Origin of the sequence: Nocardia crassostreae (genome assembly GCF_001613405.1) — a bacterium.
GTDB classification, from domain to species: Bacteria; Actinomycetota; Actinomycetes; order Mycobacteriales; family Mycobacteriaceae; genus Nocardia; species Nocardia crassostreae.
Genome location: NZ_BDCH01000029.1, coordinates 24,804 through 37,624 on the forward strand (window position 1 = coordinate 24,804; position 12,821 = coordinate 37,624).

At 65.8% G+C, this 12,821-nt stretch carries 11 protein-coding genes and 5 pseudogenes; 8 read left to right on the plus strand and 8 right to left on the minus strand.

Annotation, left to right across the window (positions count from 1 at the left end):
* Positions 1–49 precede the first annotated feature (49 nt).
* Positions 50–796, plus strand: a complete 747-nt coding sequence (locus tag NC4_RS28395) for an MBL fold metallo-hydrolase (RefSeq protein WP_067544291.1) — start codon at positions 50–52, stop codon at positions 794–796.
* A gap of 125 nt (positions 797–921) precedes the next feature.
* On the plus strand, positions 922–1,404 hold the full coding sequence (locus tag NC4_RS28400; protein ID WP_067544295.1) for a hypothetical protein: 483 nt from the start codon (positions 922–924) through the stop codon (positions 1,402–1,404).
* Positions 1,405–1,452: 48 nt separating this feature from the next.
* Here the strand turns inward: NC4_RS28400 and NC4_RS28405 are convergent.
* The 4 genes and pseudogenes from NC4_RS28405 to NC4_RS45240 form a co-directional block, all read right to left on the minus strand.
* Positions 1,453–1,746: pseudogene (locus NC4_RS28405) on the minus strand (RtcB family protein); the annotation flags it as partial.
* A gap of 163 nt (positions 1,747–1,909) precedes the next feature.
* The gene (locus NC4_RS40610) at positions 1,910–2,689 is read right to left on the minus strand and encodes a hypothetical protein (RefSeq protein WP_157555274.1); all 780 of its coding nucleotides are present in this window, start codon (positions 2,687–2,689) and stop codon (positions 1,910–1,912) included.
* A 76-nt stretch (positions 2,690–2,765) separates the two neighbouring features.
* On the minus strand, positions 2,766–3,395 hold the full coding sequence (locus NC4_RS45235; RefSeq protein WP_157555275.1) for a hypothetical protein: 630 nt from the start codon (positions 3,393–3,395) through the stop codon (positions 2,766–2,768).
* A gap of 124 nt (positions 3,396–3,519) precedes the next feature.
* Positions 3,520–3,975 (minus strand): annotated as a pseudogene (locus NC4_RS45240) (transporter substrate-binding domain-containing protein); the annotation flags it as partial.
* Between the two features lie 292 nt (positions 3,976–4,267).
* Here NC4_RS45240 and NC4_RS28420 point away from each other — a divergent pair.
* Positions 4,268–4,707 (plus strand): annotated as a pseudogene (locus NC4_RS28420) (MarR family winged helix-turn-helix transcriptional regulator).
* Positions 4,704–5,072 carry a DUF5313 family protein gene (locus NC4_RS28425; protein ID WP_067544303.1) on the plus strand — a complete coding sequence of 123 codons (369 nt, stop codon included), beginning with the start codon at positions 4,704–4,706 and terminating at the stop codon, positions 5,070–5,072. Before NC4_RS28420 ends, NC4_RS28425 begins: the two are co-directional and overlap by 4 nt.
* A 17-nt stretch (positions 5,073–5,089) precedes the next feature.
* Here NC4_RS28425 and NC4_RS28430 read toward each other — a convergent pair whose 3' ends face one another.
* The 4 genes from NC4_RS28430 to NC4_RS28445 form a co-directional block, all read right to left on the minus strand.
* Positions 5,090–5,506: a DUF4189 domain-containing protein gene (locus NC4_RS28430; RefSeq protein WP_245721984.1), complete on the minus strand. Its 417-nt coding sequence runs from the start codon at positions 5,504–5,506 to the stop codon at positions 5,090–5,092.
* A gap of 61 nt (positions 5,507–5,567) precedes the next feature.
* Positions 5,568–6,536 carry a LipP1 family hormone-sensitive lipase gene (gene lipP1, locus NC4_RS28435; protein WP_067544304.1) on the minus strand — a complete coding sequence of 323 codons (969 nt, stop codon included), beginning with the start codon at positions 6,534–6,536 and terminating at the stop codon, positions 5,568–5,570.
* 31 nt (positions 6,537–6,567) lie between these two features.
* A complete protein-coding gene (locus NC4_RS28440; protein ID WP_067544305.1) occupies positions 6,568–7,320 on the minus strand; it encodes a glucose 1-dehydrogenase in 753 nt (250 codons plus the stop codon).
* Positions 7,321–7,331: 11 nt separating this feature from the next.
* Positions 7,332–8,462 carry an LLM class flavin-dependent oxidoreductase gene (locus NC4_RS28445; RefSeq protein ID WP_067544306.1) on the minus strand — a complete coding sequence of 377 codons (1,131 nt, stop codon included), beginning with the start codon at positions 8,460–8,462 and terminating at the stop codon, positions 7,332–7,334.
* Between the two features lie 145 nt (positions 8,463–8,607).
* Between NC4_RS28445 and NC4_RS28450 the strand changes: the two genes are divergently transcribed.
* The 4 genes and pseudogenes from NC4_RS28450 (at position 8,608) to NC4_RS28470 (ending at position 12,714) form a co-directional block, all read left to right on the plus strand.
* A complete protein-coding gene (locus tag NC4_RS28450; RefSeq protein ID WP_067544307.1) occupies positions 8,608–9,363 on the plus strand; it encodes a glucose 1-dehydrogenase in 756 nt (251 codons plus the stop codon).
* Positions 9,364–9,377: 14 nt separating this feature from the next.
* Positions 9,378–11,129, plus strand: a pseudogene (gene kstD, locus NC4_RS28460) (3-oxosteroid 1-dehydrogenase).
* A gap of 11 nt (positions 11,130–11,140) precedes the next feature.
* Positions 11,141–11,872: an SDR family NAD(P)-dependent oxidoreductase gene (locus NC4_RS28465; RefSeq protein ID WP_067544769.1), complete on the plus strand. Its 732-nt coding sequence runs from the start codon at positions 11,141–11,143 to the stop codon at positions 11,870–11,872.
* Between the two features lie 26 nt (positions 11,873–11,898).
* A pseudogene (locus NC4_RS28470) lies at positions 11,899–12,714 on the plus strand (SDR family NAD(P)-dependent oxidoreductase).
* The last annotated feature ends 107 nt before the right edge of the window (positions 12,715–12,821 follow it).

Below are 12,821 nucleotides of genomic sequence, written 5' to 3' on the forward strand. Positions count from 1 at the left end.
GTGTCTACTGACAGCTGTAAGCAGACGGCTGTCTTGTTAGGGATCCTTCATGCTCACAGTGACCCGCGTAGTCCACGCCAGCGTCCTGCTCGACTTCGGCGGCGCCCGCATTCTCACCGACCCCTGGTTCTCCGAAACTCGCTTCTATCGCCACGGCGAACCGCGCGCCATTGCCACCGCTGCCGATTTGCCGGAGCTCGCGGGCGTCGTCATCAGCCACGGCCACTACGACCATTGCGATCTCGACAATCTGATCGGCTATCCGGACAAGGCCGTGCCTTTCGCGGTCGCTCCCGGCCTCGCCAAGAAGGTCCGCGCCGCCGGTTTCACCAATGTCGTCGAACTCGCACCCTGGCAGCGAACCCGCCTCGGCCCGGTCGAGGTCACCGCGGCGCCCGCGAGTCACGGCGTCCCGGAGGTGACCTTCGTCCTCCGCGCCGACGGCCACACCGTCTTCTTCGGCGCGGATACCCTCCGCATAGCCGAACTCGACGAAATCGCCACGCGTTTCCCGGATTTGGATCTCGCCCTGCTACCCGTTAACGGTCTGCGCATCCGCCCCGCCCTGAACCACAAGGTCGTCATGGACGCCGAGGAGGCCGCCGATCTCACCCGCGCCCTGCGCCCGCAGATCGCCGTCCCCATTCACTACGCCTTCTCCAGCGGCCCGATCGGCGACCGAATCATTACCAAGGGAAACCGCCAGGGCGCGGAAATCTTCCGTGCGGCGGCGGCCGATCGCGCACCGGACACGGCCGTACACATCCTGCCGACAGGCCAGCCGCTAACCCTGTAGCCGCTGCGTATCGCGCGAGGTGCGCCTTGGTTGCGGTGCCGTCAAGATCGCGCGGAATCGCTTGCCCGGACGGACAATAGAGATCCGGGGACGAAGGGTGTCCCAAGGGGGTGCAGGAGGCCAGGATGCCCGAGAAGTTCCCATCGCCTGCGGGGTGGACGCCACCGGGCGCGCAGTTCAGTAGCAAGGGAACGTTTTCCCGCACCGTGAGCTGGACGGCGGCGAGCCTGATCGTCACCCCCATCGGCATCGCCCTGGCCGCCCAGGGCGCGGCGGAAATGCGGCAGTGGGTCATCCTCGGCGAGTTCGCCGACCGCGCGGGCTCGACCTTGCAACTGTTGTTCGGCGCGGCCCTGTTTCTGGTGGTCGCCGTCATGGCGGCCTACTCGCCAGCCGCCGCCGTGGTCGCGGGTTTCGTCTGGGGCGTCCTGCCGGGCCTCATCCACCTGATCTTCCCCAACGACACCTTCGGGCTGATCAACGATCTGCCCGGCCTCTCCGACGAACTGCACGTGGCGCTGTATCAGTGGCTGCAAACGGGATTCACGCTCATTGTCGGCTTCCTCCTGATCGGCGCGGGCCTGGCGGCCACCTTCCGCCGCCGCTGAACGTCGCGGAGGGGTGCGCGGGCGACCCGCACACCCCTCCGGTCCGTCTCACCCTTTCACACAGAGCACCTGCCGCAGCGTCGCCACCACATCCACCAGATCCGCCTGCGCCGCGATGACCTGATCGATGTCCTTGTACGCCGCCGGAATCTCGTCCACGACGCCCTGATCCTTCCGCGACTCCCTCCCTTCGGTCTGTGCGATGAGATCCGCGACGGTGAACTGCCGCTTGGCCGCATTCCGGCTCATCCGCCGTCCCGCACCGTGCGACGCGGGCTGGAACGAGTCGGGATTCCCCTTGCCGCGCGCCACATACGACCGCGTGCGCATCGAGCTGGCGATGGGGACAGATCGCCCCGATACGCCCTTGCATGGGCGCCAGCAGGGGAGTTATTCCGACGATCTGTCCCGCCGCATTGTCATTGTGACCGGAAATCGTCTCACCGAAAACGGCAGGTATGCGGGTTAATTCATGTCGCATGCCTGCCAGTAGTACCGCTGGTTGTTAGGCGGATTGCTTACGCAGTCTCCAGCGCCTGAGATTGACGCTCTGTTTCGTTCGACCTAGCAATGCGGCTGCCTCTGCTATCGAACAGGTGGACAGCAATGCGTCTTCTTCTGCTGTCCAGGGCTTTTGGACTCGGCCAAACCGGTTGTTCGGTGCCGTCCAGCAAACGACCTCGCGTGCCGCGGTCCGCTTTCGAGGTAAGGCTAGACAGCCTGGTGGATAGCACCATTCGGCTAGTGCCACTGCTGCTCCGCTCGCCACCATGATGTTGAAGGCGCCATCTCGCTGGTTGCGTCGAGCCGTGCGTTCTACGCCGCATACGGCTGCGATCTCCGCGCAGATATGTTGGGCAAGAAATGGACTCGTTGTGACAATGCTGACGAACGGATAACCCTTACCCGTGAATCCGACGGATCCGTCTCCGTCGATAATTCCACGCAGGTAGTCCGGTCGGCAGAAGTCTTCCGATGGCGGCCGGACAATGTTCGACTTCCTGCCGACAAGTACGCCGAATCGTTCGAATTCTGCACGTGCCTCTTGTGAGTAGATGTGCAGAAAGGCCGTGCGATACATGCTTTGGAAGTTCGTTTGTCTAGTTCGAGTGCCGATATGTGAGTGGACCGGTATTAGCCGCTGTAAATCCGGCAGCAGGCTGGCGTCGCGGTCGGCCAACTCGATGGTCAATCGACCCTTACCTGACGTGCTGCCGGAGTGCGTTCCGTCGGTCTGGAACAGGCCGACCATGTACGAGACCTCGGGAGACGTGAGATCAAACATGCTGGAAGAGTATCGATCTCGAACGGATGTGCGAGATGCTTCCTGTTAAGTAGTCCGATATATCCCCTTCCTGAGCTCAGGGTTCGACGAAATCGGCGGCGAGGGAGCAGAGTTTCCAGGCGCCGTCGCGGCGGATCATGGTGCCGGTGTAGTCGATGTCTTTGAAGTAGTGGCGGTATTTCTCGGGGACGTTGCTGAAGGCTTCGTGGAAGACGAAAGTGGCGGAGTCGGGGTCGGTTTGGGTTACGCCGGTGATGGTGTTGGTGAAGCCTGCGGTTTTGACTTCGGGGCCGAGGTGTTTGTCGTAGTGGGGGGTGTAGCGGAGCACGATTTCGTCTATGGCGTCGGCGTTCTCGGGGCAGACCAGGGAGCGGAAGCCTTCCCGGTCGCGGGCGTTGGAGGTGGCGGCCACGGCGCGGGTGGCGTGTACGAGGTCGGGGTCGAGGGTGGTGGGGTCGCCGGGGTTGACGGCCTTGTCGGGGGCGTTGAAGACGATGGGCGGCTGGAAGGGCTGGAAGCCGGTGGCGGTGAGGTGGGTGGCCATGGCGCGGCGCCAGGAGCCGTCGTCGATCATCATGCGGATGGCGGTGGTGATGCGGCCCTGGAGGTCGAGATCGCCCTTGCGGACGCCGACGCCGGAAGGGATGACCGACCACGCGCAGCACGCCGGGATGTTCCTGGGCGTAACCCGCCAGGATGACGTCATCGGTGGTCACGGCGTCGACGGTGCCTTCGATGAGGTCGGCGACGCATTGGGCGTAGGTGTCGCGCATGGCGAGTTTGACGCCGTGGGCGAAGCTGCGGCGGATCTTGTCGGCGGAGGTGGAGCCCTCGGCGGTGCAGACGACGCGGCCGTTGAGGTCCTCGGGGCGGTCGATGGCGCGTTCGCTCTGGCGCACCAGCAGGTCCTGTCCGGCGATCAGATAGGGACCGGCGAAGGAGACCAGTTGCTGGCGGGCGGCGGTGATGGAGTAGGAGGCCACGACGAAATCGACTGTGCCGGAGTTCAACAGGTCCTCGCGCTGCTCGGAGCGCGCCTCCCGCCAGATGATGTGCTCGGGCTGCACGCCGAGCTTGCCCGCGATGTAGACGGCGGTGTCCACGTCGAAGCCCGCGGGTTTGCCGTCGGGACCGCGCATGGACAGGCCGGGTTGGTCGAATTTGATGCCGACGGTCAGCGTTTGCGGTGGCGGCTGCTGGGGCTGCGGGTCACGGGCCGGGTCCTGGCCGCAGGCGGCCGGTAACAGCCCGGCGGTCAGAGCGGCGGCGAGGATCGCACGCTTCATCGAATCTGATCTCCTGTCGTCGAAACGCGGCGGATCGATCGGGACGAGCGCGGGACTGAGATGGGCGATTGCCGCAATCTGTCAGCACACTGCGTGCATCAAAGCATTCGAGCGACCGAAACATGTGGAGATCGCGTAACTGCGTGGCGATTCGCTGATCTTGGCCGGTCCTTCGCAATTTTTCAGCGATCGACTCTCGTACTTTGCGGTCTGTGACGTGCGCGACTACTGGTTTGCGTACCAATCGTTAGTGCATTAACTATTATGACGCTAACGGTGAGAGGAGGATCCGGTGGGGCTCGATATCGACGATCCGCTGCGGCTGGACCGGCAGGTGTGCTTCGCGCTGGCCGTGGCCAATCGGGCGGTGCTGGCGGTCTATCGGCCGCTACTGGAACCGATGGGGCTGACCCATCCGCAATATCTGGTGATGCTGGCGCTGTGGGGCGAGGCGCCGATGTCGGTGAAGGATATCGGCGAGGCCATTCAGCTGGATTCGCCGACGCTGTCACCGCTGTTGAAGCGGCTGGAGGCGGCGGGGCTGATCACGCGGCGGCGCGACGCGCACGATGAGCGGAATCTGGTGATCGACCTGACCGACGCGGGATGGCCGCTGCGCAAGGAAGCCGAGAAGATTCCGCCCGCGGTGGTGGCGCGGGCGGGGTGAGCCTGGCCGATCTAGAAGAGCTGCGCGATGTGCTCACCCGCGTCAACGAGGCGGCCCGGAAATGAAGCGCCCCAATCCGATTCAATGGATCGGCTACAGCTGCGGCAGGCGGCTGCCGGACTCCATGCAAGAGTGGGTTCGCAATGACCTCACCGGGAGATTCGCCTTCCCGCGGCATCTCGTGCGCGGGCTGGTGCCGCTGACGCCGATCTTCGCGGCATTCCTGCTGTTTCCGGGGGAGCTGTGGCTGCGCGGGGCCATGATCCTGCTGGCCGTGCTGCTGGCGCTGTTCTACATCGTCGCCTACATGCCGATGAATCGCGCGCACCGGCTCGCCAGGCACGGGCTGCCCGCCGATCTGGAGAATCCGGCGCGCGCCAGTCGGCGCGCCGCGGAGCGCGCCGCGTACGAAGCGCGCCACCACCGCTGAAGTGCTTGCGCCCCGGGCTATTCCGTGTTCGGGGTGCAGGCGGAGGCGATGACCGTGGCCGCGCGCGGGCTGGCGCTGCCGAGGTCGGGGAACGCGGGCGCGCTCTCGCCCAGGCTCGCGATCGCGATCTGCTCGGCCTCGGCGCGGGATCCGGCGTCGGCCCAGCCCCATTTGCCGTCGGCCCCGCGGGCGATCGCCCCGCAGCCGTCGTCGAAGCGCAGCACGATATCGCAGTCGTAGCTGGCGCAGTCCTTGATCGCGGCCGCGTCGGCGCCCACCTTCGAGTCATCGGTGGTGGCGACGGCGGTGCCCTTGAGCTGGGACAGGGCAATGGTGCCGTAGTACCGCGGAGCCGCCTGGGCGAGCCCGGCGGTGGCCAGCGCGCCGACGGCCGCCACGGTCGCGGTAATGGTGGTGATGTGTGCTACCGACAAGAGAATCCCCGGTGTTTCAAAGCGAATGAACGATAGCGATGCTAATCGGTTCCGGGGACGGTCAGCCAGAGGTTGGCAAAGATGCGCCACTGCGGGCCAGCGCCCTGCGCAGCGCGGTGAACGCGGACGTATTGGCGCGCTGGGTTTCTCGCAGGTGGAAGGCTATGGACATGAAGCCGTGAATGGTCCCGATCCAGCGGTGAATCTCACTGTTCACACCCGCGTCGCGCAGCAGTCGCCCGTAGGTCTCGCCCTCGTCGCGCAGTGGATCGAATTCGGCGGTGGCGATATAGGCGGGCGGAAGTCCGGCGAGGTCGGCCACCAGGGGATTGGCCAGCGGGTCGGTCTTGTCGGCGTCCGAGTTCAGGTACTGCCGCCAGTACCAGCGCAGGTGGGCGGCGGTGGTGAAGTAGCCCTCGGCATTGCCGGTGTAGGAGCCGGAATCGCAGACCGGGTCCAGCATCGGATACAGCAGCATCTGGAAGGCGATATCCGGGCCGCCGTTGTCGCGAGCCTGCAAGGCGGCCACGGTGGCGAGATTGCCGCCCGCGCTGTCCCCGGCGACGGCAATGCGCGCCGGATCCCCGCCCAGGGATTCGGCATGGTCGGCCACCCAGTGCAGGACGGCATAGGCGTCCTGGGCGGCGGCCGGGAAGCGGGCATCGGGGGCGAGGCGATAGTCCACCGAGACCACGATGACGCCCGCTTCATTGGCCATGGTGCGGCAGAAGCGGTCGTGACTGTCCAGGCTGCACAGGACGAATCCGCCGCCGTGATAGAAGACGACGACCGCGGGCGTGGACTTGGCCGCGAGCGGGCGGTAGAGCCGCACCGGCACCTCGGGCGCGCCGACCGGGCCGGGCACCAGCCAATCCTCCACCTCGGCGACGGGAACGGGTGCGACGGCCGGTGCGCGGCGAGCGGCCAGGAAGGCCCGGGCCTCGGCGGCGTCGAGCACCTCGGTGCCCAGAGCCGGGAAGGCGGCGGTGGCGGCGTCGGCGAAGCTCCGCCATTCGGGTGATAGGGACATGTCGAATTCCTTACTGGCCGTTCGGTATCGGCTACATGCCGCGGGGGATGAACTTGCCCGCCGCGAGCCCGCCGTCCACGGCGACCTCGGCACCGGTGATGTAGGCGGCGGCATCGGAGGCCAGGAAGGCGACCAGTTCGGCGACCTCCTCGGGCAGGCCGGTGCGCTCCAGCGGCAGGGTGGGGAAGCTGCCCGGTCCGGTGGTCAGGTACGGCACCATCGGGGTGGCGATGGTGCCGGGATAGACGGAGTTCACACGGATCTGGGACAAGCCCAGTTCCAGCGCGGCGACCTTGCTCAGGCCGCGCAGCGCCCATTTGGAGGAGCCGTAGGCGGAGTGGTTCATCAGGCCCTCGAGGCCGGACTGCGAGGAGATATTGACGATGGAGCCGCCGCCCGCCGCGATCATGGCGGGGACCGCCGCCTTGATGCCGTTGAAGGCGCCGACCAGGTTGACCTTCAGAATGCGTTCCAGCTCAGCGGAATCCGTTTCCATGATGGGCTTCATGGTGTAGATGGCGGCATTGTTGACCAGCACGTCCAGCTTGCCGAAGGTCGAGACGGCGGTATCGACGGCCGCCGACCAGCTCTCGGCGTCGGTGACATCGTGACGCACGAAACGGTCTGCGTCGCCGAGGGATTCGGCGAGTTCCTTGCCCTCGGTCTCGAGCACGTCGGTAATGACGACCTTGGCGCCACGCTCGGCGAACAGTCGCGCCTCGGCCGCGCCCTGGCCGCGCGCCGCACCGGTGATCAAGGCGACTTTGCCGTGCAGATCAGCCATTTCGATTCCTTCTACTCGTTATTGCGGAAGTGGGGGATGACTTTCTCGCCCCACTGACGAATGGTTTCCAGGCACGCGTCCTGCGGCACGGTGCCCATTTGAATGAGGCACAGGATCTCGTCGGCCCCCGCCTCCTGGAGGCGCTCGACATAGGCGATGGCGTCGTCGGCGGTGCCGTAGGCGTGCTCGATATTGAAGATGGCGGTGGCGGCCGGGGGCGCCGGAATCTTGGCCTCGTGCAGGAAGGCGATGTGTTCCGCGGCGGCCTGCTTGATCTTGGCGACCTCGTCGGCGACCGGCTCCTCGGCGTCCTCGGGCAGCGGGCCCGCGCCGTAGTAGTGCTTGACGGATTCGGCGAAGAATCGCTGGCCGCGCGCGCCGATCTGCTGGGCGCGCCCGCGATCGTCCAGGACGATGGTCGGGCACACGGCCGCGAAATGGTCGTTGACGACGGTGGAGACGAAGCGTTCACCGGTGCGGGCCGCAATGGCGGCGTCGTAGATGCCGCGCAGTTCCGCCATCTCCTCGATGCCCGCGAAACCCAGGACCAGCGCGCCGATTCCGTATTCGGCGGCCAGTTTCAGCGTGTCCTTCTTGGTGCAGGCCATGAACAGCGGCGGACGGGGCCGTTGGATGGGCCGGGGGAGCAGATGATGCGGATCGATATCCAAAAGCTCACCGTGGTACTCGAATTCGGCTTCCGGATCCTGCCAGGCGGTGGCGATCATGCGCAGCGATTCCTCGACCTCCTGATAGGTGCGCTCGGGATCGACTCCGCACATGGAGGTTTCGACGGCGGTCGCGCCGCGGCCCGCGCCCAGATTCAGGCGGCCGCCGGAGAGCACGTCGAGCATGGCCGCGCGTTCGGCGGTGCGCACCGGATGGTTGAAGTTGAACGGCATGCAGACCACGCCGTGCCCGAGGCGAATGCGCTCGGTCTTGGCGGCCACCCAGGTCAGGAAGACTTCGGGGGCGCTCATATGGGCGTACCACTTGAGCCCGTGGTGCTCGACCGCCCACACCGTGTCGAAGCCGACCTGGTCGGCCAGGACCGCCTGTTCCACGCAGTCGCGCAGCACCTGGGCCTCGTGTTCGGCGGTGGGATCGGCCATCTGCGCTTCGAAGATCATGGAGAACTTCATCGGGACTCCTCGCTATGCCTAACCGGAATAGTTCAGTACTCATAGCCTCAGGTCATTCGGATGTCTCAGTGGCCGGGACCACACCTGCCCGGCGCCGAACCGCCGTCTTAGCGTCGGGTGAAACGCTGAGGAAGGACGGGAACCTGTGGGACAGCTGGACGGGAAAGTCGCGCTGATTACCGGCGGTGCGCGCGGTATGGGAGCGGAGCATGTGCGCCGTTTCGCTGCCGAGGGCGCGCGGGCGGTGTTCGGTGATGTGCTCGACGCGGAAGGTAAGGCCCTCGCGGTCGAGCTGGGCGCGTCCGTTCACTATGTGCACCACGATGTTACCAGCGAAAATGACTGGCTAGCAGCGGTTTCCGAGACAACCACCCGCTTCGGCCGACTCGATGTGCTGGTCAACAATGCGGGCATTCTGCGTTTCAAGCGCATCCTCGAGATGAGCCTGGACGAGTGGAACACCATGCAGGGCATCAATGTGACGGGCTCGTTCCTCGGCATCAAGACCGCCGCGCCCGCCCTGATCGCCGCCGGCGGGGGTTCCATCGTCAACGTGTCCTCGGTGGAGGGTTTCGTCGGCGCTGCCGGGCTGTCCGCATACAGTGCGAGCAAATTCGCGCTGCGCGGGCTCACCAAGTCCGCCGCCCGGGAACTGGGGCATTCGGGTATCCGGGTGAACTCCATTCATCCCGGCGGCATCGCCACCCCCATGACCGCGTCCGTGGCGGGCGCGTCCGGGGTGGACGGCAACAGTTTCTTCTCCGAACTGCCCATCCCGCGCTGGGGTCGGCCGGTCGAGGTCTCCGAGGTGGCGCTGTTCCTGGCCTCGGACGCCTCGAGTTACTGCACCGGCGGCGAATTCGTCGTCGACGGCGGCATGCTCACCAGTTGCGGCTACTAGAGGACAGACACTTCATGGAATTCGAATTCGACGTCGTGGTCGTGGGTTCCGGCGCCGCGGGTATGACCGCCGCGCTGACCGCCGCCTACCGTGGCCTGTCGGTCACCCTCATCGAGAAGAGCCGCCTGTTCGGCGGCTCCACCGCGCGCTCGGGCGGCGGTATCTGGGTGCCCAACAATCCGGTGCTGCGGGACGCCGGGGTGCCGGACAGCCCGACCATGGCGGCTACCTATTTGAAATCCGTTGTCGGCTAACGGGTTCCGTAGGCCAAGTAGCGTGCGTTCCTGGACAACGGCCCGGCCATGTTCGAGTACCTCGGCGGCCGCTCGCAATACTGGGAGTTCGAGTACGACCGCGGTTACTCGGATTACCACCCGGAATTCCCGGGCGGTCTGGCGCAGGGGCGCAGTATCGAGCCCAAGGTGATCGACGGGCGGCTGCTCGGCGGTGATCTGCACAAGATCAATCAGCCGACCATGTCCGCGCCCAAGGGCATTGCCATCACGGTCAAGGACTTCCACGACCTGAATATGATCGCCCGCACCTGGGCGGGTAAGAAGACCGCCGTCAAGGTCGGCGCGCGCACCGCGCTGGCCCTGGCCAAGGGTGCGGCGCCGCTGAGTCTGGGCAAGGCCCTGGCCGCTCGGCTGTGGCTGTCGCTGCGGGACGCGGGCGTACCGGTATGGCTGAATACGCCGCTCACGGAACTGATTACCGAGGGCGGCGCGGTCGTCGGCATTCACGCCGAGCACGAGGGCAAGCCGGTCACCATCAAGGCGCGCCGCGGCGTGGTGCTCGCGGCCGGTGGGTTCGAGCACAACCTGGAGATGCGCAAGCAGTACATTCCCGGCCCGCAGTCCACCGAATGGACCGTCGGTGCGACCGAGAATGTCGGCGAAGGCATCGTCGCTGGTCAGAAGGCCTGTGGCGCAGTCGATCTCATGGACGACGCCTGGTGGGGGCCGTCGGTGCGCAGCCCCGAGAACCGGCCGCCGTTCTTCTGCCTGGCCGAGCGGCCGCAGCCCGGCGCCATTCTGGTCAACGACCTCGGTGAGCGTTTCGTCAATGAATCCGCGCCGTATGTGAATGTGGTGCACACGATGTACGAGCAGGAGGCGGCCGGGGTCGGCAGCATTCCGGCGCATTTCATATTCGATCAGAACTTCCGCGATCGGTATCTGTTCCTGGGCAACTTCCCCAAACGCCCACTGCCGCAGGCGTACTACGACAAGGGCATCATCAAGCAGGCCGACACCCTCGCCGAATTGGCCGCCAAGCTCGGCATTCCGGGCGACAAGCTGGTCGCGACGGTCGAGCGGTTCAATGGGTTCGCCAGAGCCGGTCGCGACGAGGACTTCCAGCGCGGCGACTCCGCCTACGACCGCTACTACGGCGATCCGACGGTCAAGCCCAATCCGACGCTCGCGCCGCTGGAACGCGGGCCGTTCTACGCGGTCGAAATGGTGCCCGGCGATCTCGGCACCAAGGGCGGACTGGTGACCGACGAGCACTCGCGCGTGCTCGACGAGCAGGGCGATGTCATCGCGGGTCTGTATGCGGCGGGCAATAATTCGGCCGCCGTCATGGGTAACGACTACGCCGGTGCGGGCGCGACCATCGGTCCGGCCATGGTGTTCGGGTATATCGCGGCCAACCACATGGCCGATCACGAACCGGCCGGGGAGGCTCCGGCCGCACCGGTCCGGCGGGCCGCCAAGCACGGTGCCGCACAACAGAATTCGGCTCCGACCGCCGCGAAGAACTAGGAGTGGTGAGCATGGGACGGGTAACCGGCAAGAACGTCATCGTCACCGGCGGTGCGCGCGGAATGGGCGCGGCCTTCGCCCGCAAGCTCGCGGCCGAGGGCGCGACGGTGGTCATAACCGATGTGCTCGTGGAGGCCGGGGCCGCGCTGGCCGCCGAACTCGGGACCAATGCGCTGTTCCTGCCGTTGGACGTGACCAGCGAGACGGCCTGGAACGAGGTGGTGGTCCGGGCCGAGGAGACGTTCGGGCCGGTGTCGGGGCTGGTCAACAATGCGGGCATTGTGCACGTGGACCCGATCGAGAAGCTCTCCGAGGGTGACTACCGCAAGGTCATCGATGTCAATCAGGTCGGTGTGTTCCTGGGTATGAAGGCCGTGGTCGGCTCCATGTGCCGCGCGGGCGTCGGCTCCATCGTGAATATCTCGTCGACCGGCGGGATCATCGGCTACTCCAATATCCTCGGCTATGTGGCGTCCAAGTGGGCGGTGCGCGGCATGTCGAAGACGGCGGCGCAGGAGTTCGCGCCGGACAATATCCGGGTCAACTCGGTGCATCCGGGCATCGTCGCCACCGAGATGGTCGCCAGTTCCGATCGCTCCGCGAATATCGCGGCACACCAGCCCATTGCCCGGCCGGGCACACCCGAGGAACTCGCCAATCTGGTGCTGTTCCTCATCTCCGACGAATCCTCCTACAGCACCGGTTCGGAATTCATTGCCGACGGCGGCTTCACCACTCAGTAATCAGCTGCGAGAATAGGAAATCGGCAATGAAGGACTTCAACGGCAAGGTCGCCGTGATCACCGGTGCGGGTGCGGGCATCGGCCGCGCCCTGGCCATCGAACTGGCACGCAACGGTGCGCAGCTGGCGCTGTCGGGCCGCAATCTCGACAGTGTCGCCGAGACGGCGGCGCTGTGTGAGAAGGAAGGCGCGAAGGCGCGGGCCTACAAGCTCGATGTGACCGATCGCGCGGCGGTGTACGCGCACGCCGACGAGGTCGTGGCCGATTTCGGCAAGGTCAATATTGTCATCAACAATGCGGGCGTCTCGCTGACCGCCAATATCGAGGATGTCTCCTGGGACGACTTCGAGTGGATCTTCAATATCAACTTCTGGGGTACCGCGCACGGCACCAAGGCGTTCCTGCCGCACGTGGTCGCCTCCGGTGACGGGCATATCGCCAATGTCTCGTCCATGTTCGGGCTGGTGGCCTGCCCGAGCCAGAGCGGTTACAGCTCGTCGAAGTTCGCTATGCGCGCCTTTACCGACGCGCTGCGCCAGGAGATGATCATCGCCGGTCACAAGGTGGGCGTCTCCAGCGTGCATCCGGGCATGATCAAGACCGAGATCGCCTGGAAGGCACGGGCTTCAGCCAATAGTGATCGGGATGCGCTGGCCAGCAACTTCGATCGGCTGGCCAAGACCAGCCCGGAGTAGTGCGCGCAGATCATTCTCGCGGGCATGCTGAAGAACAAGCCGCTCATTCTCATCGGCCAGGACGCCAAGGCCATGAACTGGATGCAGCGCCTGCTCGGCTCCGGCTATATGAAGCCGCTGACCGCGCAGATGCGCAAGGAGATCTGAGTAATCCCCCGAGACTCCTCCGGCCGCTGACCGCGAACGGTGGCCGGAGGACCGTGAGCCCCGCACCGCTCGGTGCGGGGCTACCGGTCGTGGTCCGGCTGCCATCC

Excerpts from the sequence above, each read along its gene's own strand:
- NC4_RS28445 (WP_067544306.1), bottom strand. The coding sequence starts at position 8,462 with ATGAAGTTCTCCATGATCTTCGAAGCGCAGATGGCCGATCCCACCGCC.
- NC4_RS28400 (WP_067544295.1), top strand. The coding sequence starts at position 922 with ATGCCCGAGAAGTTCCCATCGCCTGCGGGGTGGACGCCACCGGGCGCG.
- NC4_RS28465 (WP_067544769.1), top strand. The coding sequence starts at position 11,141 with ATGGGACGGGTAACCGGCAAGAACGTCATCGTCACCGGCGGTGCGCGC.
- NC4_RS40610 (WP_157555274.1), bottom strand. The coding sequence starts at position 2,689 with ATGTTTGATCTCACGTCTCCCGAGGTCTCGTACATGGTCGGCCTGTTC.
- NC4_RS45235 (WP_157555275.1), bottom strand. The coding sequence starts at position 3,395 with ATGACGTCATCCTGGCGGGTTACGCCCAGGAACATCCCGGCGTGCTGC.
- NC4_RS28395 (WP_067544291.1), top strand. The coding sequence starts at position 50 with ATGCTCACAGTGACCCGCGTAGTCCACGCCAGCGTCCTGCTCGACTTC.
- NC4_RS28440 (WP_067544305.1), bottom strand. The coding sequence starts at position 7,320 with ATGGCTGATCTGCACGGCAAAGTCGCCTTGATCACCGGTGCGGCGCGC.
- lipP1 (WP_067544304.1), bottom strand. The coding sequence starts at position 6,536 with ATGTCCCTATCACCCGAATGGCGGAGCTTCGCCGACGCCGCCACCGCC.
- NC4_RS28425 (WP_067544303.1), top strand. The coding sequence starts at position 4,704 with ATGAAGCGCCCCAATCCGATTCAATGGATCGGCTACAGCTGCGGCAGG.